This is a genomic window from Dyella koreensis, assembly GCF_044904565.1.
GTDB classification, from domain to species: Bacteria; Pseudomonadota; Gammaproteobacteria; order Xanthomonadales; family Rhodanobacteraceae; genus Dyella_D; species Dyella_D koreensis.
Map to the genome: position 1 here is coordinate 515,684 of NZ_JADIKD010000009.1, position 23,670 is coordinate 539,353.

Annotated in this window: 16 protein-coding genes; 8 read left to right on the top strand and 8 right to left on the bottom strand. The window is 62.4% G+C overall.

Going from position 1 to position 23,670, the window contains the following annotated elements; all coding sequences use genetic code 11:
- The first annotated feature begins 35 nt into the window (after positions 1–35).
- Positions 36–2,687, top strand: coding sequence for an aminopeptidase N (gene pepN, locus ISS97_RS09650; protein ID WP_379985029.1), 2,652 nt, complete (start codon positions 36–38; stop codon positions 2,685–2,687).
- A gap of 104 nt (positions 2,688–2,791) precedes the next feature.
- On the opposite strand, the gene ISS97_RS09655 is transcribed toward pepN, so the two are convergent.
- Complete coding sequence (locus tag ISS97_RS09655) at positions 2,792–3,067, bottom strand: hypothetical protein (RefSeq protein ID WP_379985028.1); 276 nt, start codon at positions 3,065–3,067, stop codon at positions 2,792–2,794.
- Between the two features lie 450 nt (positions 3,068–3,517).
- Here ISS97_RS09655 and mnmG point away from each other — a divergent pair, with 450 nt between their 5' ends.
- Both mnmG and ISS97_RS09665 read left to right on the top strand, forming a co-directional pair.
- Positions 3,518–5,395, top strand: a complete 1,878-nt coding sequence (gene mnmG, locus ISS97_RS09660; protein ID WP_379985027.1) for a tRNA uridine-5-carboxymethylaminomethyl(34) synthesis enzyme MnmG — start codon at positions 3,518–3,520, stop codon at positions 5,393–5,395.
- Between the two features lie 94 nt (positions 5,396–5,489).
- Positions 5,490–6,251, top strand: coding sequence for an RDD family protein (locus tag ISS97_RS09665; RefSeq protein ID WP_379985026.1), 762 nt, complete (start codon positions 5,490–5,492; stop codon positions 6,249–6,251).
- A gap of 54 nt (positions 6,252–6,305) precedes the next feature.
- Here ISS97_RS09665 and ISS97_RS09670 read toward each other — a convergent pair whose 3' ends face one another.
- Entirely contained in the window at positions 6,306–6,911 is a 606-nt protein-coding gene (locus ISS97_RS09670; protein ID WP_379985025.1) for a hypothetical protein, read from the bottom strand.
- A 247-nt stretch (positions 6,912–7,158) separates the two neighbouring features.
- Here ISS97_RS09670 and ISS97_RS09675 point away from each other — a divergent pair, with 247 nt between their 5' ends.
- Together ISS97_RS09675 and ISS97_RS09680 are read left to right on the top strand one after the other, a co-directional pair.
- Positions 7,159–9,483 carry a Tex family protein gene (locus ISS97_RS09675; protein ID WP_379985024.1) on the top strand — a complete coding sequence of 775 codons (2,325 nt, stop codon included), beginning with the start codon at positions 7,159–7,161 and terminating at the stop codon, positions 9,481–9,483.
- A gap of 120 nt (positions 9,484–9,603) precedes the next feature.
- The gene (locus ISS97_RS09680; protein ID WP_379985023.1) at positions 9,604–11,448 is read left to right on the top strand and encodes an autotransporter outer membrane beta-barrel domain-containing protein; all 1,845 of its coding nucleotides are present in this window, start codon (positions 9,604–9,606) and stop codon (positions 11,446–11,448) included.
- Positions 11,449–11,542: 94 nt separating this feature from the next.
- On the opposite strand, the gene ISS97_RS09685 is transcribed toward ISS97_RS09680, so the two are convergent.
- Both ISS97_RS09685 and ISS97_RS09690 read right to left on the bottom strand, forming a co-directional pair.
- Entirely contained in the window at positions 11,543–12,421 is an 879-nt protein-coding gene (locus ISS97_RS09685; RefSeq protein WP_379985022.1) for a DUF1481 domain-containing protein, read from the bottom strand.
- 250 nt (positions 12,422–12,671) lie between these two features.
- Complete coding sequence (locus ISS97_RS09690) at positions 12,672–15,725, bottom strand: TonB-dependent receptor (RefSeq protein ID WP_379985021.1); 3,054 nt, start codon at positions 15,723–15,725, stop codon at positions 12,672–12,674.
- Between the two features lie 297 nt (positions 15,726–16,022).
- Here ISS97_RS09690 and ISS97_RS09695 point away from each other — a divergent pair, with 297 nt between their 5' ends.
- Entirely contained in the window at positions 16,023–16,589 is a 567-nt protein-coding gene (locus ISS97_RS09695; RefSeq protein WP_379985020.1) for a helix-turn-helix domain-containing protein, read from the top strand.
- 71 nt (positions 16,590–16,660) lie between these two features.
- Here ISS97_RS09695 and glyS read toward each other — a convergent pair whose 3' ends face one another.
- Both glyS and glyQ read right to left on the bottom strand, forming a co-directional pair.
- On the bottom strand, positions 16,661–18,808 hold the full coding sequence (gene glyS, locus ISS97_RS09700; protein ID WP_379985019.1) for a glycine--tRNA ligase subunit beta: 2,148 nt from the start codon (positions 18,806–18,808) through the stop codon (positions 16,661–16,663).
- A complete protein-coding gene (gene glyQ / locus ISS97_RS09705; RefSeq protein ID WP_379985017.1) occupies positions 18,805–19,716 on the bottom strand; it encodes a glycine--tRNA ligase subunit alpha in 912 nt (303 codons plus the stop codon). The genes glyS and glyQ overlap by 4 nt, the downstream gene beginning before the upstream one ends.
- 93 nt (positions 19,717–19,809) lie before the next feature.
- Here glyQ and ISS97_RS09710 point away from each other — a divergent pair, with 93 nt between their 5' ends.
- Both ISS97_RS09710 and ISS97_RS09715 read left to right on the top strand, forming a co-directional pair.
- Entirely contained in the window at positions 19,810–21,630 is a 1,821-nt protein-coding gene (locus ISS97_RS09710) for a GspE/PulE family protein (RefSeq protein ID WP_379985016.1), read from the top strand.
- A 22-nt stretch (positions 21,631–21,652) separates the two neighbouring features.
- A complete protein-coding gene (locus tag ISS97_RS09715; RefSeq protein ID WP_379985015.1) occupies positions 21,653–22,378 on the top strand; it encodes a glutamine amidotransferase in 726 nt (241 codons plus the stop codon).
- A gap of 3 nt (positions 22,379–22,381) precedes the next feature.
- Here ISS97_RS09715 and ISS97_RS09720 read toward each other — a convergent pair whose 3' ends face one another.
- Both ISS97_RS09720 and ISS97_RS09725 read right to left on the bottom strand, forming a co-directional pair.
- Positions 22,382–22,705: a DUF1820 family protein gene (locus ISS97_RS09720; RefSeq protein WP_379985014.1), complete on the bottom strand. Its 324-nt coding sequence runs from the start codon at positions 22,703–22,705 to the stop codon at positions 22,382–22,384.
- 9 nt (positions 22,706–22,714) lie between these two features.
- Positions 22,715–23,398 carry a rhomboid family intramembrane serine protease gene (locus ISS97_RS09725; RefSeq protein WP_379985013.1) on the bottom strand — a complete coding sequence of 228 codons (684 nt, stop codon included), beginning with the start codon at positions 23,396–23,398 and terminating at the stop codon, positions 22,715–22,717.
- Positions 23,399–23,670 lie beyond the last annotated feature (272 nt).

The window sequence follows — 23,670 nt, forward strand, 5'->3', positions numbered from 1 at the left end:
AGCCTGATCCGTCCCGTATCGGCCCCGTAGTCCTCATGAACGCACGCAACGACCAATCGCCCTCCCCGATCCGCCTCAGCGAGTACCGTGCGCCGGCCTGGCGCGTAGAACGTGTGGAGCTGGATTTTGACCTGGGCATTGATGCCAGCGAGGTCACCGCCCGCCTGCGTCTGCGCCGCGATCCGGCACAACAGACGCCGTTACGGCTGGATGGTGAAGGGCTGGAGCTGCTCGCTATTGCGCTCGATGGCCAACCGCTCGACCCGGGCAGCTATCGGCATGGCGACAATCAGCTGGAAGTCGACGGCGCGCAGGATGGCAGCGTGCTGGAAACCCGCGTACGCCTGCAGCCGGCGGCGAATACCGCGCTGGAAGGCCTGTACCTTTCCGGCTCGCGCGAGACGGGTTTTCTGCTTACCCAATGCGAGGCCGAAGGTTTCCGGCACATCACCTTCTTCCCCGATCGGCCGGATGTGCTGGCCAGTTACACGGTGACGTTGCGTGCCGACCGTAAGCGTTTCCCGGTGCTGCTGGCTGGCGGCAATCCGGAGGGTGCTGGCGAGCTCGAAGACGGACGCCATTGGGCACGCTTTGTCGACCCCCATCCGAAGCCCAGTTATTTGTTCGCGCTGGTCGCCGGACGCCTCGAGAAAATCGAACGCGACTACGTCACTGCCGACGGCCGTGCGGTGAAGCTGGTGATGTGGTCGGAAGCCAATGTGATTGACCGCTGCCATTACGCGATGGACGCGCTGGAGCGCTCCATGCGCTGGGATGAGCAGGCCTATGGGCGAAACTACGATCTCGACGTGTTCCATGTCGTTGCCACGCATGACTTCAACATGGGCGCGATGGAGAACAAGGGTCTCAACATCTTCAACGCCAAGTACCTGCTGGCCGATCCGGACTCGACCACCGACGATGAGTACCGCGCGGTGGAAGCGGTGGTGGCGCACGAGTACTTCCACAACTGGAGCGGCAACCGCGTCACCTGCCGCGACTGGTTCCAGCTATCGCTGAAGGAAGGCCTGACCGTGTTCCGCGAGCAGCAGTTCTCGGCGGACATGAACTCGCCGCCGCTGAAGCGCATTGAGGATGTAGCGCTGCTGCGCCGCGCGCAGTTCCCGGAAGATGCCGGCCCGCTAGCGCATCCCGTGCGTCCGGCGCAGTACAGCGAGATCAATAATTTCTACACCGCCACGGTGTATGAGAAGGGCTCCGAGCTGGTGCGCATGCTGTCGGGGCGCCTGGGCACGGACGGTTTCCGACGCGGCATGGATCGTTATTTCGAAGCCAACGATGGCCGCGCCGCGACGCTGGAGGATTTCCTGGGTGCGCTTGGCGACGCAAATCAGGTCGACCTGCTGCCTTACCTTGTCTGGTATGCCCAGGCTGGTACGCCGCGACTCAAGGCGCGGCGCGACTATGATGCGGCGCGACGCGAGTTCACGCTGACTTTGTCGCAGCACACGCCGGGCACACCCAGTCAACCGGAAAAGCATGCGCTGCCGATCCCGGTGAAGCTGGCACTGTTTACCCATGAAGGCCGCATGTTGCCGCTGCATCTGGACGGCCATCCGCGGAGTGGCGACACCGAGCTCGTTGTGGTGCTCGACAAGGCCGAGCAGCGCTTCGTGTTCCGCGAGATCGATGCCGAGCCGGTGCCTTCACTGCTGCGCGGCTTCTCCGCGCCGGTCATCCTGGAAAGCCACGACACGCCGGCGGAACTCGCCTTATTGCTGCGCCACGATGTCGACGGCTTCAATCGCTGGGAGGCCGGCCAGCAATTGGCGATACGCGCTTATGAGGCGCTGCGCGAAGGCGGTAGCGACGCGGCGATTGTCGCGTGGTGCGATGCGCTGGCCGCTCTGTTTGCCGATGGCAACGTGGACGATGCATTGCTGGCCGAGGTGATGACACCGCCAGGTGAGGTGGAGTTGGCCGAGCGCGAGCGCGAAGCCGATCCCGAGCGCATCCATGCCTGGCGCCAGGAACTGCAGCGCCGGCTTGCCACGCGCATCAGCGCAGCGGCGTTGTTGCAGCGCTATCGCACACTGGCGCAAGCCACCAACGGGCAGCTCGACGCAGCCAGCCAGGCGCAGCGCCGGCTGAAACGGCGCGTGCTCGAACTGATTTCATTGCTCGACGCCGCGCAAGGGCAAGCACTCGCCACCCTGCAATACGAAGAGGCGCCGAGCATGACCGATCGCCTCGCTGCGCTATCGGTGCTGGTGCGCACCGATGCGCCGCAGGCGGCAACCGCGCTGGCGCACTTCCGCGATCGCTATGTCGATAACCCACTCGCGCTGGACAAGTGGTTCAACGTGCAGACGCAACGGCGCGGCGCCGCTTCGCTGGCAAGCGTGCGCGAACTGGAGCGCGACCCGGCTTTCACGCTGAAGAATCCCAATCGCGTCAATGCGCTGTTTGGCGCATGGGCGCGCAGCAATCCCGCGGGCTTCCATCAGGCCGACGGTGCTGGTTATCGCCTGCTGGCGGAGCGACTCGCGCAACTCGACGCGCTCAATCCGCAGGTTGCCGCGCGACTCGCCACGGCCTTCAACGGCTGGCGCCGGCTAGAGCCGGTGCGGCGCGCGCAGGCGCAGGCTGCCATCGCTGCCTTGGCGGAGCAGGCCGGGTTGTCGCGCAATCTCACCGAGATCGTACAGAGCATGCTGCACGACTGATCGATCGGTTGGCCGGATTCCGCCCCGGGTGTTGCCCGTCATCGACGGGTCACCCGGGCGGCTTCATGCGGTGAGCGGCCGACGCGAATGCCGGGCGCGATGATTCAAGCGGCGAGATGATCCAGCGCATCGCGCAAGCGATGCATGCGCGATTCAAGGCGCGGTCGCAGCGTGCGCTGTTCTTCCTCGGCGCGCAGATCCAGATGCTCGATGGCCATTTCGACGCGGCCGATCTCGATCAGCAGATCGTGGTGCGGGTACAGCCGTTCAAAATCGAAGTTCGTGTCCATTGCTCTGTCCCCTTGCGTGTCCTGCACGGGAAAGGAAGCAACAGGCATGCCACAAATGTGATGGAAATCACGCTCGATCCGGCCCTTCATCACGGAATGACGCACAGCGTCATCAGCTGCCCTGATCCGGCACAAATCTCCGTTTTAGTCACCCAATGTTCACGCTCTCCGGGCGACTATCAGCCCCACGACGAGGCAGCGCTCGCTGCCTGCGCCACCGTTCATTACGGTTTCTGGCGCCCGGCAACACGGTCATCCTGGATTCCCCCTGTTCCTGAGACCGCCGGGCGCCAGATCTCATTCCAGCGACACAAAAAACGACGGCGCCCATGGGGCGCCGTCTCGCTTCCTCTCTCGGCACGCAATCGAACCCCTGTCCGTTCGATCTCGGCGCGCGTCTCCGCGCAGCGTCTGCCCGTGAAAGTGCGAGAGGGTAAAAGCAGAATTCGTGCCAGACTTGTCTTATCCGCCCGTAAACTATTGACCGCGCTACCATAGCGTCCCGTTTGGTCACTTTTTGCGCCAGTTAGGCAGTTTCCTATGCTTCACCCCACTCATTACGACGTCATCGTGATCGGCGGCGGTCACGCCGGTACCGAAGCCGCACTGGCTGCGGCGCGCACCGGCGCGCGCACTCTGCTGCTCAGCCACAACATCGAGACGATCGGGCAGATGAGCTGCAATCCAGCCATCGGCGGTATCGGCAAGGGGCATCTGGTCAAGGAAATCGACGCCCTGGGCGGTGCCATGGCGCAGGCGGCCGATCGTGCCGGTATCCAGTGGCGCACCTTGAATGCCTCCAAGGGACCGGCCGTACGCGCTACCCGCTGCCAGGCCGATCGCGCGCTGTACAAGGCCGCGATCCGCCGCATCGTGGAAACCCAGCCGAATCTTGAGCTGTTCCAGCAAGCGGTGGACGACCTGATCCTTGAAGGTGGCCGCGTCACCGGCGTGGTGACGCAGATGGGCCTGAGCTTCCGCGCCCGCGCGGTCGTGCTCACGGCCGGCACCTTCCTGGCCGGCAAGATTCATATCGGCCAGGCGCAGTACGCCGGCGGCCGTGCGGGTGATCCGCCGGCCAGCACGCTGGCGCAGAAACTACGCGAACTGCCGGTGGCCGCCGACCGCCTGAAGACCGGTACGCCGCCGCGCATCGATCTGCGCAGCATCAATTTCACCGGATTGGAGGAACAGCCCGGCGACGATCCCGCGCCCGTGTTCTCCTATCTCGGCTCGCGCGCGGATCATCCGCGCCAGGTCAGCTGCTGGATTACCCACACCACCGAGCACACACATGAAGTGATCCGCGGCGCGCTGGATCGCTCACCGCTGTACACCGGCCAGATCGAGGGCATCGGCCCACGCTATTGCCCCTCGATCGAGGACAAAGTGGTGCGCTTCGCGGAGAAGTCGTCACACCAGATTTTCATCGAGCCGGAAGGGCTGGACACCTTCGAGGTATATCCCAACGGCATTTCCACGTCGCTGCCCTACGACGTGCAGCTGGCGCTGGTGCATTCGATCAAGGGTTTCGAGAACGCGCATATCACGCGGCCGGGCTATGCGATTGAGTACGACTATTTCGATCCGCGCGGCCTGCACCCGTGGCTGGAAACCAAGACCATCCCCGGCCTGTATTTTGCCGGCCAGATCAACGGCACCACGGGCTACGAAGAAGCAGGCGCGCAGGGCCTGATCGCCGGACTCAACGCAGCGCTGGCCGTACAAGGCAAGGCGCCATGGTATCCGCGCCGCGACGAAGCCTACATCGGCGTGCTGATCGACGACCTGACCAGCAATGGCACCATCGAGCCCTACCGCATGTTCACCTCGCGCGCCGAGTACCGGCTGCATCTGCGCGAAGACAACGCCGACCTGCGTCTTACCGAAACCGGCCATGCGCTCGGCGTCGTGCTGCAGTCGCGTTTCGACGCCTTGCGCGCCAAGCGCGATGCGGTAGAGCGCGAGACGCAGCGCCTCGGCACACTGTGGGCGGCACCGAACAATGCATTGGGCGCTGCCATCGAACGCCAGCTCGGCATCGCCGTAAGCCGCGAAACCAATGCTCTGGATCTGCTGCGCCGGCCGGAGCTGGACTACGCCAAGATCACCTCGGTCGTCGAACTCGGCCCCGCGGTAGAGAACGATGACGTCGCCGCCCAGGTGGAAGTGCAGACCAAATATGCCGGTTACCTGGAGCGCCAGCGCGAGGAGATCGAGCGCCGGCGCCGCCATGAGCAGACCGCCATCCCTGGTGGCTTCGACTACGACAAGGTGCGCGGCCTTTCCGCCGAGGTCTTGCTGAAGCTCAAGCGCGCGCAACCGGAAACGATCGGCCAGGCCGCGCGTATCAGCGGCGTGACGCCGGCAGCGATCTCGCTGCTGCTGGTGCACCTGAAACGCCGCGCCGCGGCCTGAGCGGCCGCACGCGATATACACCCCAGGTTTGCAGCCATTTCCACCATCGGCGCATGGCATCATGCGTCCCTTGGTGACCCGCGGAGCGCACACGATGGAAGTCTGGATCGGAAGGGACGGCGAACGGCACGGCCCGTACAAGGAGGCGGATATCCGCCAATGGTTGCGCAGCGGTCAAGTCAGTATCGACGACCTCGGCTGGTACGAAGGCCTGGCCGACTGGCAGCCCCTATCGGTGCTGTTCCCGGATGAAAAGCCCGCGTCCGCCCCACCCATGGCCCCTCCGCTCCCGCAGCGCGCTGCCACGACGGCACCGGAAGCCACCGCCGATTACGCTGGTTTCTGGCAGCGCTTCGGCGCGTGGGTGATCGACCTGATCGTGCTGATCGTCCCTTCGACTATCGCCTTCTACGCCTTCGGCGGCCTGGATGCTTACAAGCATTTTCTCGAGCAAGTACAGGGCGGTGCGGACATGGCAACAGCGATGCGCGAATACATCCTGGGCGCGCAGAGTTCTTCCGTCGCCACGGTGATCATCGGCTTCATCTACTACGCACTGTTCGAAGGCTCGAAATGGCAGGCCACTCCGGGCAAGCTGGCCCTGCGCCTGCGCGTTACCGACATCCATGGCCAGCGCCTGACGCTGGGTCGCGCCGCCGCGCGCAACGCCGTGCGCCTTACCAACATCATTACCGGGCTGATTCCGTTCGTGTGTTACCTCGCGGTGACCTGGACGCAGCGCAAGCAAGGGCTGCACGACCTGGTGGCGGGGACGCTGGTACTCAATGGCCGCGCCAGTGAACAAGCGGCCGCGCCACCGTCACGTGGCCGGGATGACGGCGCATTCAATGCCTGAAGGAAAAACGCGCCGTTTACCGGCGCGTTTTTTTATAGCTCGAGCACGGAACGGTCAGACGCCGTCTTGCGCATGCAAGGTCAATTCGGCTTTGTGCTCGGGCTCCATACGATCCCACTTCTTCATGTAGTCGAGGCGCTTGGCTTCGATATCCGCCTTGTTCTGCTGGTACCAGGCGTCAGCGCCGGGGGTCTTTACCACCAGCTCGCTGCTTTGCTTCCAGTCGGCGAAATCCTTCGACTGCAAGTTGTACTTGGCCGAAGCGTCGTTGTGGATCGGGATCAGCGAGAAGCGCGCCTTCCACACACCGATGCGCGGCATGACCAGCACGTAATAGGTCTTGCCGGCGTCCAGATTGGCATTCATGAAATCCGCGTTCTCCGCGATCACCATGAACAAATGCTCGCCAGCAGGCACCTGCATCTGCACGCTGGTCTTGGTCGACACGATGCCGCCAAACGTCGTCTGTCCGCCGGTCACGTCATACACCGACGATTGAATGGCCCCGCCGAACGAGGAGGGCCGCAGGAAAACGACCGTGGCCCCACCGGGTGCCACTGTGGTTGCCTCCTTGCCGGACTTGGTCATCAGACTTGACTGGCAGCCAGTCAAAAGCAGCACGAGCGCCACCGCCGCCCATACGCGGATCATCTTGATCATGTTGTCCCCTGTAGGCCATGTCGTGACAAAGGCCACACGCACATGGCGCCGTGCGGCCGCGCAAGCATCCCGATTTGGCGAACCCGCCGCAAGGAGGAACCCGGCGGCGGCCAGGGAAGTACCCGCCCTGAATCCTGCCTGCTCATCCACCCCCAGATGGGGTAGGCCGGGGAGGCAGCTTGCTATGATCGGCGATCCGGCCCATACCGCCGGCATACGTAGTCATCCAAGGAATTCGTACAGCCTCATGCTCAGCATCGAACAACGCATTGCCCAGGACATCGCCGCCAAGCCGGAACAGGTTCACGCCGCGGTGGATTTGCTCGACGGCGGCGCCACCGTGCCGTTCATCGCGCGCTACCGCAAGGAAGCCACCGGCGGTCTCGACGACACGCAGCTACGTCTGCTGGAAGAGCGTCTGCGCTATTTGCGCGAGCTGGAGGAGCGCCGCGAGGCGATCCTGACCAGCATCGAGGAACAGGGCAAGCTTACCGATGCACTGAAGGGCGACATCCTGGCCGCCGACACCAAGGCGCGGCTGGAAGATCTTTACCTGCCCTACAAACCCAAGCGCCGCACCAAGGCGCAGATCGCGCGCGAAGCCGGCCTGGAGCCGCTGGCCACAGGCTTGCGCGAAGACCCCTCGCAGTCGCCCGAAGCCTTCGCCGAATCGTTCGTGGATGCCGAAAAGGGCGTGCCGGACGTGCGCGCCGCGCTGGACGGCGCCCGCGCGATCCTGATGGAAAGCATTGCCGAAGATGCCCACCTGGTCGGCGAGTTGCGCGACTGGCTGTGGGACAAGGGCCAGATCCGCGCCAAGGTGGTCGAGGGCAAGGAGAACGAAGGCGCGAAGTTCCGCGATTACTTCGACCATATGGAAGCGATCGGCAAGATCCCCTCACACCGTTTGCTGGCGCTGATGCGCGCGCGCAACGAGGGTGTAATCGAGCTGGAGCTCGCTCCTACCGTCGAGGCAGAGCAAGGTCATCTGGAAGGCGAAGGCCGCGTCGCATCGCATGCCGGCATTCTCGACCGCGGCCGCGCGGCCGATGCCTGGCTGCGCGAGACGGTGCGCCTGACCTGGCGCGTGAAGCTGCATCTGCACCTCACCCTGGATCTGTTTGGTCGCGTGCGCGAAGGCGCCGAAGACGAAGCCATCCGCGTGTTCGGCGACAACCTCAAGGATCTGATGCTGGCTGCGCCGGCCGGCGCCAGGACGGTGATGGGCCTGGACCCGGGTATCCGTACCGGCGTGAAGGTCGCTGTGGTCGATGCCACCGGCAAGGTGCTCGCTACCGATACGGTGTATCCGCATGAGCCGCGCAATCAATGGGATCAATCCATTGCGCGCCTGGCCGTGTTGAGCAAGCAGCATGGCGTGAACCTGATCGCCATCGGCAACGGCACGGCCTCGCGCGAAACCGACAAGCTGGCCGGCGAGCTGATGAAGAAACATGCCGACCTCAAGCTGTCCAAGATTGTGGTGAGCGAAGCTGGCGCGTCGGTGTATTCGGCGTCGGAAGTGGCGGCCAAGGAATTCCCGGATCTCGACGTCAGCCTGCGCGGCGCTGTCTCTATCGCGCGCCGCCTGCAGGACCCGCTGGCCGAACTGGTGAAGATCGAACCCAAGGCCATCGGCGTGGGCCAATACCAGCACGACGTGAACCAGGTGAAGCTGGCACGCGCGCTGGACGCCAAGGTAGAGGATTGCGTGAATGCTGTTGGCGTTGACGTGAACACCGCCTCTGCCGCCCTGCTCTCGCGCGTGGCCGGCCTGTCCGCCAGCGTGGCCGAGAACGTGGTGAAGCACCGGGATGCGAATGGCCCGTTCGCCAATCGCAAAGCGTTGCTCAAGGTGCCGCGCCTGGGCGACAAGGCCTTCGAGCAGTGCGCCGGCTTCCTGCGCGTGTCCAACGGCGACAACCCGCTCGATGTCAGCGCAGTGCATCCGGAAGCCTATCCGGTGGTGGAGCGCATCATGGCCCAGTGCGGCCGCGAGGTGAAAAGCATCATCGGCGACACCGGCTTCCTACGCGGGCTCAAGCCGGAGCAATTCACCGACGAGCGTTTCGGCGTACCCACCGTGCGCGACATCCTGAAGGAACTGGAGAAGCCCGGCCGCGACCCGCGCCCGGAGTTCGTCGCGCCGAGTTTTGCCGAAGGCGTGGAGGACGTGAAGGACCTGCGCCCTGGCATGATCCTGGAAGGCCGCGTGACCAACGTGGCGGCGTTCGGTGCCTTCGTGGACATCGGCGTGCATCAGGACGGCCTGGTGCACGTCTCGGCTTTGTCGCACACCTTCGTGAAGGATCCGCGCGACGCGGTGAAGGCCGGCGACATCGTCAAGGTGAAGGTGATGGAGGTGGACATCCCGCGCCAGCGCATCGGGCTGTCCATGCGTCTGGACGATGAACCCGGCCAGGCCCGTGGTGGCCGCCCTGCCAGCGGCGAGAGCCGCGGCGGACCGCGCGACAACCGCGGACCGCGCCCCGGCGGCGGCGCGCCCAAGCCCACACCGGCACCGTCCAACAGCGCCTTCGCGGATGCGCTGTCCCGCGCCATGAAACGCTGAAAACCGTCCGCCCGACGCATGCTGCGCTGCGATGCAGCGCAGCATGCGCTTACGTATGGGCATGCATTACCGTAACGCGGGAATAACAAAGACCATTCCGGTCCCAGGAGCGTTACTACCATGCCCCGCACTCGCCATATCGCCGGCGCCATCGCCGCTGCCTTACTGTTCAGCACCGCCGCTTCCGCTACGGATTTCAGCAAAGTCGTCGTGATCGGCGACAGCCTTAGCGACGCTGGCAACATCGCCAAGCTGTCGGGCTCGCCGGTCCCGCTGCGCTTCACCACCAATCCGGGCACCACCACAGCCGAGAACGTAGCTTCCGCGCTGGGCCTGCCGGTGACCAATTCGCTCTCCGGTGGCACCGACTACGCGTTTGGCGGCGCCGGCATCCAGCACAACTCGCCGGGTACCCCGGCCGGTGTGCCGCTGCTGCCGCAGCAGATGCAGATGTATCTGGCCGCCAACGGCGGCAAGGCCGATCCCAATGCGCTTCATCAAGTGTGGGGTGGCGCCAACGACATCTTCTACCTGACGGCGACCTCGACCAACCCGAACGTGCTCGCCGCCGGCGCCATCTCCGCCGCGCAGACCGAGGTGGGCATGATCGGCCAGCTGCAGGCGGCCGGCGCCAAGTACGTGGTGGTCTATAACCTGCCGGATATCGGCAAGACGCCGTCGGGGATGGCCGGTGGAGCCGCCGCCGCCGCAGGCGCTACTCAGTTGGCGCTCGCATTCAACGGCGTGCTCGGCGCGGGCATCACCCAGCTCAGCAACAACGGCCTCAACGTGATCCCGGTGAACACCTTCGCGCTGCTCAACGAAGTGATCGCCAATCCGTCGGCTTATGGTTTCACCAATGTCACCACGCCAGCCTGTAACGGCAGCTCGGTGCAGTGCGGCCCGGCCGGTTCCGGCCTGCCCTTCAGCTATGCGCCGGGCACCGACAAGACCTATCTGTTCGCTGACGGCGTGCACCCGACCACCGCTGCCCACGCCATGCTGGGCCAGTACGTGGTGTCGCTGATCCGCGCCCCGGGCCAGATCTCCCTGCTGGGCGAGGCTCCGCTCGCCGCCAGCGCCGCGCAGACTCGCGCCATCCGCAACGAAATGCTGGCGGACAGTGTCGGTAGCGACACGCGCTTCTTCGCCAATGTCGACTACGCGCGCCAGGACTTCAAACAGCAGAGCACCTCGCCCAAGACCACCAGCGACAACGTCAACCTGACCCTGGGCGCCGACGTGCGCATCAACGATCACTTCTCCGCCGGCGTGGCGCTGGGCATCGGCCAGCACAATGCCGACTTCACCGGCGGTGGCGGTTACAAGCTGCAGGACATCAGCGGCCTGGGTTATCTGACTTATCACAACGGCGGCGGCTATATCGGCGGCTATGCCGATTTCGGCCAGTCCAACTTCTCCGACATCGAACGCCGCATCACGCTCGGCGCCGCCCAGCGTGGCGAAAGCGGCAAAGCGGATGGCAGCCGCCTTGGCGGCGGCCTGACCGGCGGCTGGTGGTTCGACTTCTCCGGTCTGCGCACCGGCCCGTTCGCCAATGTCGAGTGGCAGTCCGTCAAGGTCAACGGCTATAGCGAAGACGGCAACGACAGCACAGCCATGTGGTTCGGCCGCCAGCAGCGCGATGCACTGATCTCCACCCTGGGCTGGCGCCTGCAGGGTCATTGGCAGGCTGGCGGCATGATGCTGTCGCCGTACGCCGAGATCGCCTGGAACCACGACAGCAAGGCCGACCCGCGCTCGATTACCGCGGGCGTGAACAGCATGCCGGGCACGTTCTCCCTCACCGGCTTCAGTCCGGACAAGACCTGGGGCAGCGCCGACGTCGGCGTGCAAGCCCAGTTCAGTCCAAACGTTACGGGCTGGGTAGGCTACAGCGGCCGCTTCAGCGACAACAGTCAGAAGTACAACAGCGTGAACCTGGGCGTGAAGGTCGGCTTCTAAAGCCGGTTTTCATCCAAACAAAAAGCCGTCCGCTCGCGCGGACGGCTTTTTTATTTCCCGACGTCCGTGATTCGGACACCCAGACGGCCGGGGCTTACTTGCCCTTGCCGCCGGTCGCCAGGCTGAGGATCGACTGGGCCTGCTTCTGCAGGCTGGCCGCCTCGTCGTCAGCCAGTGGCTCGGTCTTGCCGCCGACCTGGCTCTGCTTCAGCACCAGCGCGCCTTCGCCATTCCAGCCAGCACGCTCGGTAGAGTTTGGACGGGCGTCCTTGCTGGCCTTCTTCTGCTGCACCACGACCCACGGCTTGCCATCCTTGAAGGCGTAGTCCGTGCTGGTAAAGCCCTTGTCGCCGTAATCGACCTGCTCGCGGATGAACTTGACCTCGCCCGCCTCGCGGAACAGCTGCCAGCCGCGCGAAACCTTGTCCTCGAGCTTGGTGCCGTTGCTGATCTTCATGCCGCCGATCTGCTTCTGCACCGAGGTGAAGGCGGCCAGCTCCTTCTCGCCCGGGGTCTGCTCGCCCACCAGCTGGATCGATACCTGGTTGGTCGAACCCTTGGTCAGCACCGTCGACTGCAGCGGCGGGGTATAGCGGCGATCGCCATCGGTCAGCACGGCCTGGACGATGTACATGTCGTTGGGATTCACATCGGCCGGATTGAACTCCAGCTCGAACGACTGCGGCAGGCTGGCCACCGGCTCGATCGTCTTGGCAGCTAGCGGGGCGGCATCCTGGGCGCTCACGTCAATCAGCTTGACCTCCAGCTTGGCCTGGGGCGAAAGCTGGGCGTTGGCGTCGCGCAGCGACACCGAACCGGTGACCGCGTTGGCCTTGGCCGTCGGACCTGCCGCCGTCGAGCCGGCCGGGGCAGCCGAACCGCCCTGCGCCGCGGACTGCGACGTATCAGAAGAATTGCAGCCGGCGAGAGCCAGGGCTGCCACCGACATCAGCGACCAAACCAACCTGCGCATGAGGAACCTCAATCAAGCTATGAACGGGGCGCGAGACCATGGCTTGGCGCAGTGCGCCCACTGGTGTTCGCGGGGGAAGCTAGAAGCATACCCCAAAATTATCCACCCAGAAAAGTCAATAGGATCAAGACGCTCCATACGCCACCGAAGGGGGACTCCAGTCGCAATCCTGGGCCGACTTCACCCCCTTAAAGAAAAGGGCCGCCGGAAACCGGCGGCCCTTTTCCCACGTCAGCGGATACTTCTAGGTTTACAGCGTGAAGTCGTACTGCACCTGGAAGCGCGCGTAGCGCGGGGTATTGAAGTACTTCGGCAGCTTGTAGTTGGTGTAAGCGGTGCGTGCACCAGCCGCACTGATGGTTTCGTACTGTTCGTAAACGAAGACGGGCTTATCGTTGTTGAACAGGTTGATCACCGACAGCTGCATCGTAAGACCCTTGGCCCAGGACGGCTGATACGCGACGTTCGGACTGACCGTCCAGGTCCATGGGGTCCGGCCTTCACCGCCCTCCGGACTGACTTTGCCGTTGCACACGTGGAACTGTGCACCGTAGCCGTAATGGGTTCCGAGCGTACCGCCGCCACCGCCGTAGCAGCTGATGGGCGTACCCGACTGCACCAGCATATTCAGACCGGCCGACCACTCCGGCGTGAACTTGTAACCACCGTAGAGCTTGAAGCTGTGGCGGCGGTCGTTGGGCAGATAACCGTTGGCTCCCGTCATGATCTCGGGAAAGTCGAAGTCAGCCGTGGTGCCCGTATCGTCCTGGCCGTTGTTCGACTTCACCAAGCCTTCGGTGTTGCCGTAGCTGCGCGACCAGGTGTACGACGCATTCACGTAGTACTTGTCCGTAGTCTTCTCGGCCTTCAGCTCGATGCCCTGATAGGAACGCTTGGCGGCAGGCCCCAGCTGATTGCCGGGAATCGTCACGTCAAATTTCTTGGACGAGCCGTCCAACGACGTGGTCAGCTTGAGCGCACTGCCAGGGTTGAAAATCCAGCAACCCGGCATGCCGCTGGGCACGGTCCATTCGTCGTCCCACGCGCCATCAAGACCCTTGTCTTGGGCGAGTGCAAACAGCGGGCGCGAATCGCAAGTATCGTCAATCGAATTGCGCAGCTTGCGATACGTTGCCTTGGCGCCGACAGTCCAGTTGTCGAAGAAGCTCACATCGCTGCGAAGCGTCTTCTGGAAGCCCAGGATGTACTCATCCTGCACGTAAGGCTTCAAACCCTTGCTGCTGACCGACTTCGGATCCGGTGTGCTGCCGTCCTCGCCGTTGCTGACGTAGATACCTTCGCCGCCACGATCGCCGACCAGGATTGGCGAGCCATCCGGATTGACTCCCGAATACAAGCTGTCGTACTCGACGTAGTAAGACGCGGTGGCGGCACGCAGTGCAACGTTGGCAGCCATCGGCAGCGAATAACGGCCAGCGCTACCGAAGACCTTGAACGACGAGTCGCCCAGGACGTCCCATGAAAAACCGAGGCGCGGCTGCCAGATATTGTCCTGTTTGACGAAGGTCTGACCGTTGCCGTTCTTGTTGTTGAAGTTGTCATTGCGGATACCGCCGTACAACATCAACTTGTCGCTGACCTGCCAGCGATCTTCCAAATACCAGGACTTCTGGTTGACCTTCACCATGCCGCCGGTGCTGAACACCGTGTCGAGAACAAGACCGGGGCGATTCACCGGGTCTGCGGCGTTGGGCCTGCTGTAGTAGTAGTAGTAATGACCGCCGGAATACGCCGTTCCTGCATCCGAGGACCAGCGCTCATCGGAGTAGCCGACGCCAATGTCATGGCTGCCTAACTTCCAATCCAAATCGATGCGACCAGCCTTTCGCTGATCATCGCCGCCATAACGATCAAAGCTGCTGACGATCCAGCATCCGCGCGGCCCCCATGCCTGGGGATTTGCAGTAGTGAGGCGATAGGCGACATACGGGCAACCCGAATTTGGCGCATTGATGTCGCCGTTGTATCTGGTCTGCGTACCGTTGGGGCTGACCGTATAGGTCGAGTTGTTGCTGTCCATCTTGCCGTACTGGGCAGTGAGGGTCAGCGTATCCGTCAAGTAACCGGTGTACTTCAGTATGTTCGTCAGCCCACCGAATTTGGTGTGCATATCGCCAAGGTAGCTCGTCTTGGACGGCACACCTTCGGTAAAGGCCGAGCTGTAGTAGTTGTACTTATTGTTATCAGTATTGTTGAAGCCGGTGTATTCGAGATGGTGGCTGTCGTTGATGTTCCAATCGACTTTCACTACCCAATAGGGGCTCTTGCTGGTCAGATCGTAAGCCGTGGCGTTGCTGAAGTTATTGCTGTTGCTGGTTGTGCTCGAAGCTCCGTAAACGGTATTCGTGCTCTTGGTGAATTCACCCAAAGCAAAAATAAACAGCTTGTCCTTGATCAGCGGGCCACCCATCCATGCCGAATAGACATTGCTGGCGCTGCTGTTCTTGTCGTAATTGCGGAACGTCGTGCCGTTGGCGCGCTTGACGTTAGGCTGCGTTTCGCGCGCCCAATCTGGTGCGGTGGTCCAGCTCACACCACCTTTCCATTCGTTGGTGCCGCGCTTGATATTGACGCTGGTCACGCCGCCGGTGGAGAAGCCGTATTGCGCACCATAGCCGCCGGTCTGCACGTCGAGCTGGTCAATCGCCTGGAACGGCACCTGACCGAACGAGAGATTGTTGTAGAGGTTGGTGACGTTGAAGCCGTTGACGTAGTAGCTGTTCTCGGCGACAGACGAGCCACCGAAAGATGGCAGATTGCCAAACACGGCGTTGCCTTTCACAACGCCCGGCGCCAACGTGGCCACGCTGACAATATCGCGCGGCACTGGCAATGAGTTCAGCTGCGACGCAGTGAAGGTAGTACGACTTTCGATCGTACTAACATCGATTGCCGGAATGGCATTCGCCGTTACCGTCACGCTCGAGAGACTGGTTGCCTGGGCTTCGGCGCCGAGATTGACCTGCGCCGTCTGGCCAGCCACCACCGTCACATTGCTCGTGCTGACGGCCTTGCCATTTTGAACCAGCTGTACCTCATAGCGACCACTCGGCAGTGAGGACACGCGGAACTTGCCGTCGGCAGCCGGGGCCACCGAGCGCGACAGGCCAGAATCCAGACTCTTGATGACGACGGTTTCGCCGGCTGCATAGGCGGCAGTGCCGGAAATATCACCAGCGGTGGACTGCGCCAGCACGGCACCACTGCCGAGACTCAAACTAACGGCGACAGCCAGCGCGGCATGACGCAGCCGATACACGGCGGACGTGTTGCGTGAAATCATTCGATTGTTCTCCCCTTAAGAGATATACCCGGTTAAAAACCCGGATCTAGTTACGTCGCAAGGCCAAAAAGCCTGCGACTGCCATCCCTGCGCTCGCGCGAGTACTCCAAATGGAGCCTCGTGCGTTTCCCCGCTCAGAGACTGGTTTTCTTACGGATAAACCCGCAAGAAAATACGAAACTAGATGAAGATCACATGAAGGTCAACATTTTTGTAACGTTCTTCAGTGGCGTCTACGTAAGCGTCTCGAAAGCAAATTGAGTAAAAGTCAACCGCCAGATTGCCTAGGAGCGCCCCATGGCCACGCAACTAAATACGACACCTCAGAGTGCGGGAACTTTCGCGGATCGCATTAAGGTGCTGATCCAGCGCGTTGGCAGCGTTACGGAGATCGCTCGAATGTGCGGTTTTTCCGAGGGCGTGGTGCGTAGCTGGCGTGATGGCAACACCGATCCTTCCCGAGCCCGCTGCGTCACGCTGGCAAAAACCCTGGGCATTTCTCTGGTGTGGCTAGTGGCTGGCGAAGGCACCATTCAGACCGAGGCCATTACCAGTGGGGAAGAACTGGGCACCAACGAAACGTCACTTTCGCAGCGCCAGCGGACCAAGCTGCGGACGGCGGCGGATACGCTGCATGCAAGTGGCGTGGCGATGGATCCGATGCGCTTGAATACGGCGCTGCGCATTTTGCAGTCCGAGCTGGATCTGGCCGATAGCCATCTGTCACTGGCCGACAATGCGGATCTGCTAGCTGATCTCTATGAAATTCTTGGCCCCGGCGGCAATGACGTGGATGCTGCAGAAATGGTGGCGTTCAATCATCGTCTGGGCGACCGCCTGAAGCGCGACCGCCACACCGCCTAAGCGCTCCAGTACTAGGCAAACAAAAACGGCAGCCAGATGGCTGCCGTTTTTGTTTACACATTCCGCTTGAATCAGAGCCGCGCGATATCCGCGATGGCCGTGAATTGCGCCTTCAGCTGGCCAAGCAGAGCCAGGCGATTGGCGCGCACGGCCGGATCTTCCGCGTTCACCAAGACACTGTCGAAGAAGGCATCGACTGGTGCCTGTAACTGGGCAAGGCGCGCCAATACAGCCGTGTAGTCGCCGGATTGCAGCGGCGCGGCGGTATCGGCTTTCGCTGCATCCAGTGCCGTGGCCAGATGGCGCTCCGCGTCAGCTTCAAAGTGAGCAGGATCAACGACGGCTCCCACAACGGGAGCGTTGGCTTCTTCCGCCTGCTTGCGCAGAATGTTGGCCACGCGCTTGTTGGCGGCAGCCAGGCTCAATGCTTCAGGGCGACGGCCAAACTCCGCCACAGCACGCAGGCGCCGGTCAAAATCGACCAGCGAAGCTGGCGCCACCGCAAGCACGGCTTCGAACTGTTCGCTCGTGAAACCCTGTTCGGCGTAATAGCCACGCAGGCGATCGATCACGAAGTCGTACAGCTCATCCACCAGCACTGCACGACGCTTTCCGGCATCCAGTGCGGGAGTTTTGCCATCCTTGCCTGGCTTGAGACCAGCAGCCAGCGCGACTTCCGGGATGAGCTCCAGCGCCTCAACGAAACTGCCTTTGAGGTCGAGCTCCAGCTGACCTTCAACCAGGGTACGGGCGAGGCCCAGCGCCGCACGGCGCAGTGCGAACGGGTCCTTGTTGCCGCTGGGCTTGAGGCCGACGGCAAAAATGCCGGCCAGGGTATCGAAGCGTTCGGCGACGGCCAGCACCTGCCCAACCTTGCCGACGGCAATGGCGTCACCAGCAAAGCGCGGCTGATAGTAGCTATCCAACGCAGCGGCAACTTCAGCCGCCTCACCGTGGCGGCTGGCGTAGTAACGGCCCATCACGCCCTGCAACTCAGGGAATTCACCAACCATGCGCGTAAGCAGGTCGCACTTGCTGAGCGCGGCAGCGCGAGTGGCTTCACCAGCGTCCACGCCAACACGGTTGGCGATGATGCGGGCCAGCTCGGCTACACGCACGCTCTTGTCCCACAGGCTGCCGAGGGACTGCTGATAGGTAACGTTCTTCAGTTGATCCTGATAGCCAGCCAGGGGCGTCTTCAGGTCTTCGTCCCAGAAGAACTTGGCATCAGCGAAACGCGGACGGATCACGCGCTCATAGCCTTTGCGGATCTCGCCCGGATCCTTGCTGTCGATGTTGGCGACACCAATGAAATGCTCGGTGAGTTTGCCGCTGGCGTCGAACACCGGCACGAACTTCTGATTGGTCTCCATGGTGGTGACCAGGGCTTCGGGCGGCACTGCGAGAAACTCACGCTCGAAAGTGCAGGCGATCGCCGCCGGCCATTCGGTGAGATTGGCGATCTCGTCGAGTAGCGCGTCATCCAGCTGCGGCTGCCCGCCTGTTTGCTTGGCAGCCTTGGCAACCTCGTCGCGAATGCGCTGACGGCGTTCGACCGGATCGGCCAGCACCTTGGCTGCGCGCATCGCGTCCAACCAACTATCTGCATCAGCCACATGCACCGGTTGCGCATGCATGAAGCGATGGCCGCGCGACTTGCGGCCACTCTTCAGGCCCAGCACTTCACCATCCACGATGTCGGCGCCATGCAGGATCACCAGCCAGTGTGCGGGACGCACGAAGCTGTAGTCGTGATCGCTCCAGCGCATCGGCTTGGGAATCGGCAAGCCCTTGAGTGCTTCGTCGACGATGTCCGGCAACAGACTTGCCACCGGTTGGCCAGGCTTCACGGCGCGGAAAACGAACCATGAGCCTTTGTCGGTCTCAAGCTTTTCCAATTGCTCAACGCTAACCCCGCAGGATTGCGCAAAGCCCTGCAGAGCCTTGCTCGGCTGGCCTTCGGCGTCCAGAGCGGCATTGATCGCGGGGCCGCGCCGCTCGATGGTCTGTTCCGGCTGATTGACCGCAACGCCGGGGATATGGACGGCCAAACGACGCGGCGAGGCATAGGCCCTGGCGAGGTCGAGCGAAGCTTCTACACCGCGCTTGGCCAGCCCGTCGCAGATGCCGCGCTGAAATGCGGCGGCGAGTTCGTCCAGGGCCTTGGGCGGCAGCTCTTCCGTGCCCAGCTCGATCAGCAACGACTTGGCGGCGCTCATGCGGCCTGCTCCTTCTTTTGATGCTTCAGGCCCGGGAACCCAAGTTTCTCGCGCTGTGCCACATAGGTTTCGGCCACGCTGCGGGCTAACGTGCGCACACGCAGGATGTAGCGCTGACGCTCGGTGACGCTGATGGCGCGGCGCGCATCGAGCAAGTTAAACGTATGGCTAGCCTTCATCACCTGCTCGTAGGCAGGCAGCGGCAAGCCGGCGGCGATCAATTTGTTGGCCTCGCCCTCGCACACATCGAACCAGCGCAGCAGCTCGGGCACATTGGCGTGTTCGAAGTTGTAGGTGCTTTGCTCCACTTCGTTCTGGTGGAACACGTCGCCGTAGGTAACGGTGCCGTGCGGGCCCTCGGTCCATATCAGGTCATAGACGTTATCCACGTTCTGCAGGTACATCGCGAGGCGTTCGAGACCATAGGTGATCTCGCCGGTGACAGGACGACATTCCAGGCCACCTGCCTGCTGGAAGTAGGTGAACTGAGTCACCTCCATGCCATTCAACCAGACTTCCCAGCCCAGGCCCCAGGCCCCAAGGGTGGGTGATTCCCAGTTGTCCTCAACGAAGCGCAGGTCATGGACCAACGGGTCCAGACCCAGTTCCTTCAAGGAGCCGATGTACAGCTCCAGGATGTTTTCGGGATTGGGCTTCATCACCACCTGATACTGGTAGTAGTGCTGCAGGCGGTTGGGATTCTCGCCGTAGCGGCCGTCGGTCGGGCGTCGCGAAGGCTGCACATAGGCCGCGGCCCAGGGCTCCGGACCCAGTGAACGCAAAAAGGTGGCGGGGTGGAAGGTGCCGGCGCCGACCTCGGTATCGAGTGGCTGCAGCAACACACAACCCTGCGCCGCCCAATAGCGGTTGAGGGTCTGGATCACATCCTGGAAGGTGCGGGCGGACATGGCTTTCCGTGACCTGGAATAAAGCGCGTTAGTATAGCGGCGCACTATGCTTCTGGCCTTACCGAAGGCCAAAAACCAAGGGGAATCCGACGCATGGCAGCTTCTCCGCAAATCGCTTCCCTGCTGGGCCGGCGCGGCCGGCTCACGCTGGAAGACATGCTGGCCGCCCTGGTGGTGGACGGATTCCTGCTCGCTGACGATGCCAAGCACGTACGTATGGGTTCGCGCAGCGGACGCGCCACGGTGGAGCTGCATCCGCTGGTGCTGATCGCCAACGCCAAGCTGCCCAACCAGCGCGAACCAACGCGCCCGCTGAGCCTGGAAGCGCTGACCGAATGGCTGGCAGCTCAAGCCAGCCTGCCCTATCTGAAAATCGATCCGATGAAGATCAATGCCGCCGCGGTGACGCAGGTGGTCAGCCATGCCTATGCGCAACGCCATCGCATCTTGCCGGTGGCGGCGGCACCGGGCGAGGTGACCTTTGCCACCTGCGAGCCGTTTGATGCGGGCTGGGCCACCGACCTCGCGCATATGCTGCGCCGGGACGTGCGCCGGGTCGTGGCGAATCCGCTGGATATCAATCGCTATCTGCTGGAGTTCTACGGTGTCCAGCGCTCGATCCAACTGGCGCAGGATGCCAAGACGACCGGCTATGACTCCTCTGCCATCCTCAACTTCGAGCAATTGGTGGAGTTGGGCAAAAGTGGCGAGGTTGGCGCGGATGATCGCCATGTCGTGCATATCGTGGATTGGCTGCTGCAGTACGCCTTCGAGCAGCGCGCTTCCGATATTCATCTGGAGCCGCGCCGTGAAGCCGGCCAGATGCGTTTTCGCATCGATGGTGTGATGCATAAGGTATTTGAGCTGCCACCGCCGGTGATGACTGCCGTGACGGCCCGCATCAAGATCCTTTCGCGCATGGATGTGGCGGAAAAGCGTCGGCCTCAGGATGGCCGTATCAAGACGCGCTCCGCCGCCCGCCGCGAGGTGGAGTTGCGTATCTCGACCATGCCGACTGCATTTGGCGAGAAGGTGGTGATGCGTATCTTCGACCCGGATATTGTTGCCAAGGACTTCTCTCAGCTTGGCTTCTCGCCGGACGAGGATGTGGTGTGGCGCAGCATGGTCGAGCGCCCGCACGGCATCGTGCTGGTCACCGGCCCCACCGGCTCGGGCAAAACCACCACGCTCTATTCGACGCTCAAGCACCTGGCTACGCCGGCACTGAATGTCTGCACGGTGGAAGATCCGATCGAAATGGTCTCGCCGGAGTTCAACCAGATGCAGGTGCAGCAGTCGATTGATCTCGACTTTGCCGCCGGTGTACGCACACTGCTGCGACAGGATCCGGACATCATCATGGTCGGTGAGATCCGCGATCTGGAAACGGCGCAGATGGCGGTGCAAGCGTCGCTGACCGGCCATCTGGTGCTGTCCACGTTGCATACCAACGATGCCCCCAGTGCGGTAACTCGCCTGCTTGATCTCGGCGTACCGCACTATTTGATTCAATCCACGTTGACTGGCGTGGTGGCGCAACGCCTCGTGCGAACGCTGTGCGCTCACTGCAAGCAACCCACAACGCAGGATCCGCACGAATGGACGGCGCTCACCTATGGCTGGTCATTGCCCGTGCCAGAGACGGTGTTCAAGCCGGTCGGCTGCCTGGAATGTCGCAACACCGGCTTTATGGGGCGCACCGGCATTTATGAAATGATGCAGTTGTCCGCTCGGTTGCGCGGCCTTATTTCCGCTCAACTTGATCTGGGTGGATTCGGTATCGCAGCCCTCAAGGAGGGGATGCGTCCCCTGCGAATTTCGGCGGCCGCGCAGGTGGCACGGGGACTGACCACCGTGAAGGAGGTTCTGACCGTGCTGCCACCGATAGAGTCGCTGGACGATCAACAACCCTGAAATATGTAGTGGCATGACTCGAATGAAGCCCGTCCTGATTATCCGCACCGGCCGCGCACCCGATCCTATCCGGAAGCGCCATGGCGATTTCCCTCATTGGTTCCGACTTGGAGCACAGCTGGTGCCGGAAAAGATCCGCATCATCGACGTCCAGGCGGGTGAATCACTGCCTTCGCCTGGCGAGGTTGCCGGCGCGCTGATCACCGGGTCCGCAGCCATGGTCACGGAGCGCGCTGATTGGAGCGAGCGCACCGCCGGCTGGATTCGCGATGCCATGGACGTGGACCTGCCGATGTTCGGTGTCTGTTATGGACATCAGCTAATGGCTCACGCCCTGGGCGGCCGCGTGGACTATCTACCGGGGGGGCGCGAGATCGGGACGGTGTCGATCGAAGTCTTGCAGCAAGCACAACACGATCCACTCGCTGCGGCACTTCCTGGCCAATTTCGCGCGCATACCACGCACGAGCAGAGCGTGATGGAGGTGCCCAAGGGTGCGACGGTATTGGCCAGCTCAGCACGCGATCCCAATCACCTGCTGCGATACGGCAAGCACGCTGTCAGCGTGCAGTTCCATCCGGAATTCAATGCCGATGTGATGCGCGCCTACATTCATCGCAAACGCGTGGACATGCACAAGGAAGGTTTCGATCCGCACCACACATTCCGTCAGGTGGCTCCCACGCCAATGGCACGGCGGCTACTCCGGCAATTCGCCCGTCATCACGGGCTGACTTCCACGCGCTGACACTCAGCGGCTACGCGGCGGCATCGGGAAAGGGGTGACCTTTTGTCCGTCGTTGGCATCACGGATGACTAGCGCCCCTTTGCGTTCGACTTCCTCAATGCGAACGATAGATTGCATCGGCAAATGCAGCATGCGCGTGTCTTTAAATTCCTCGCGGAGCTTTTCTTCAGTCGGGTCGACCAACAGTCCTTCGCCTACCGGTTCGAACACGAGCTCTCCGACCTCGGTAAAACCCCATAAGCTGCTCGAAGCGACGTGCCGTGCGTACAGCTCGTAGCTTTTGCCGAGATGTAGAAAGGTGACCTTATAGAGTTTCTTGGTGCGCATAGCCGTATTTTATCCGCGCAAGCGACGTGCCACCGCTTCACGCGAGAACAATGCGAAGACCACACCGAACAAGAAGCCGGCGATATGCGTCCACCACACTACCGCGCCGTAGCTGGGCCCTGCGTAGCTGAAGAGCAGTTGCAGGAGTACCCAGATGCCGATCAGCAAGAAGGCCGGGACGCGCACGAATTCGAGATACAAACCCAAGGGGAGCACCAGGCCCAGGCGTTCGCGAGGAAACAAGGCGATATAGGCACCAAGAACCGCTGAAACCGCACCGCTGCATCCAATGATCGGCGAGTGCACCCCCGCCAATGAAAGCGCTCCCACGAGATTCGCCACGATACCGCCGAGCAAGAACAGCGACAGAAAGCGGGTCGACCCGAGAGTACGCTCCGACGGCAATCCAAAGATCACAAGGAACAGCATGTTGCCGAGAACATGCAGCCATGCGACATGGATAAAGAGTGCGGTGACCAGTCTCAACAGCGACGGATCGTGCAGTTGCGCGAGAATGGGTTCGTGTGCGTCGAAAATATTCGCCGGTACCGTACCCCACTCGAGCAGTAACGACAGCCGCTGGCGTGCTGGCAGCAGCGCGAGCCCGACGAAGCTCACTACGCACAGCACAACAAGCAACATGGTCGCCCACTGCACGCGCGGGCGACGCCGGGTTTCGACATGAACAAACACGCAGGACTCCCTCGGTCACAGCGTCTGCCAGAGCAGGCTTAACGCATCATAGGCGATGCTTGCGCCCCTGCGAGCCGATCTGGGTAGCATTTTGCGGCGAGAGCCCCAAAATCCGTCGAGCGGATTCAGTAAGGCTGACAGTTTTCGCCCAATAAAAAACCCTCACCGGTGAAGGTGAGGGTTTTTCAGGATAAAGCCCCTGGCGGTGACCTACTCTTGCATGGGCAATGCCACACTACCATCGGCGCAGCTGCGTTTCACTTCCGAGTTCG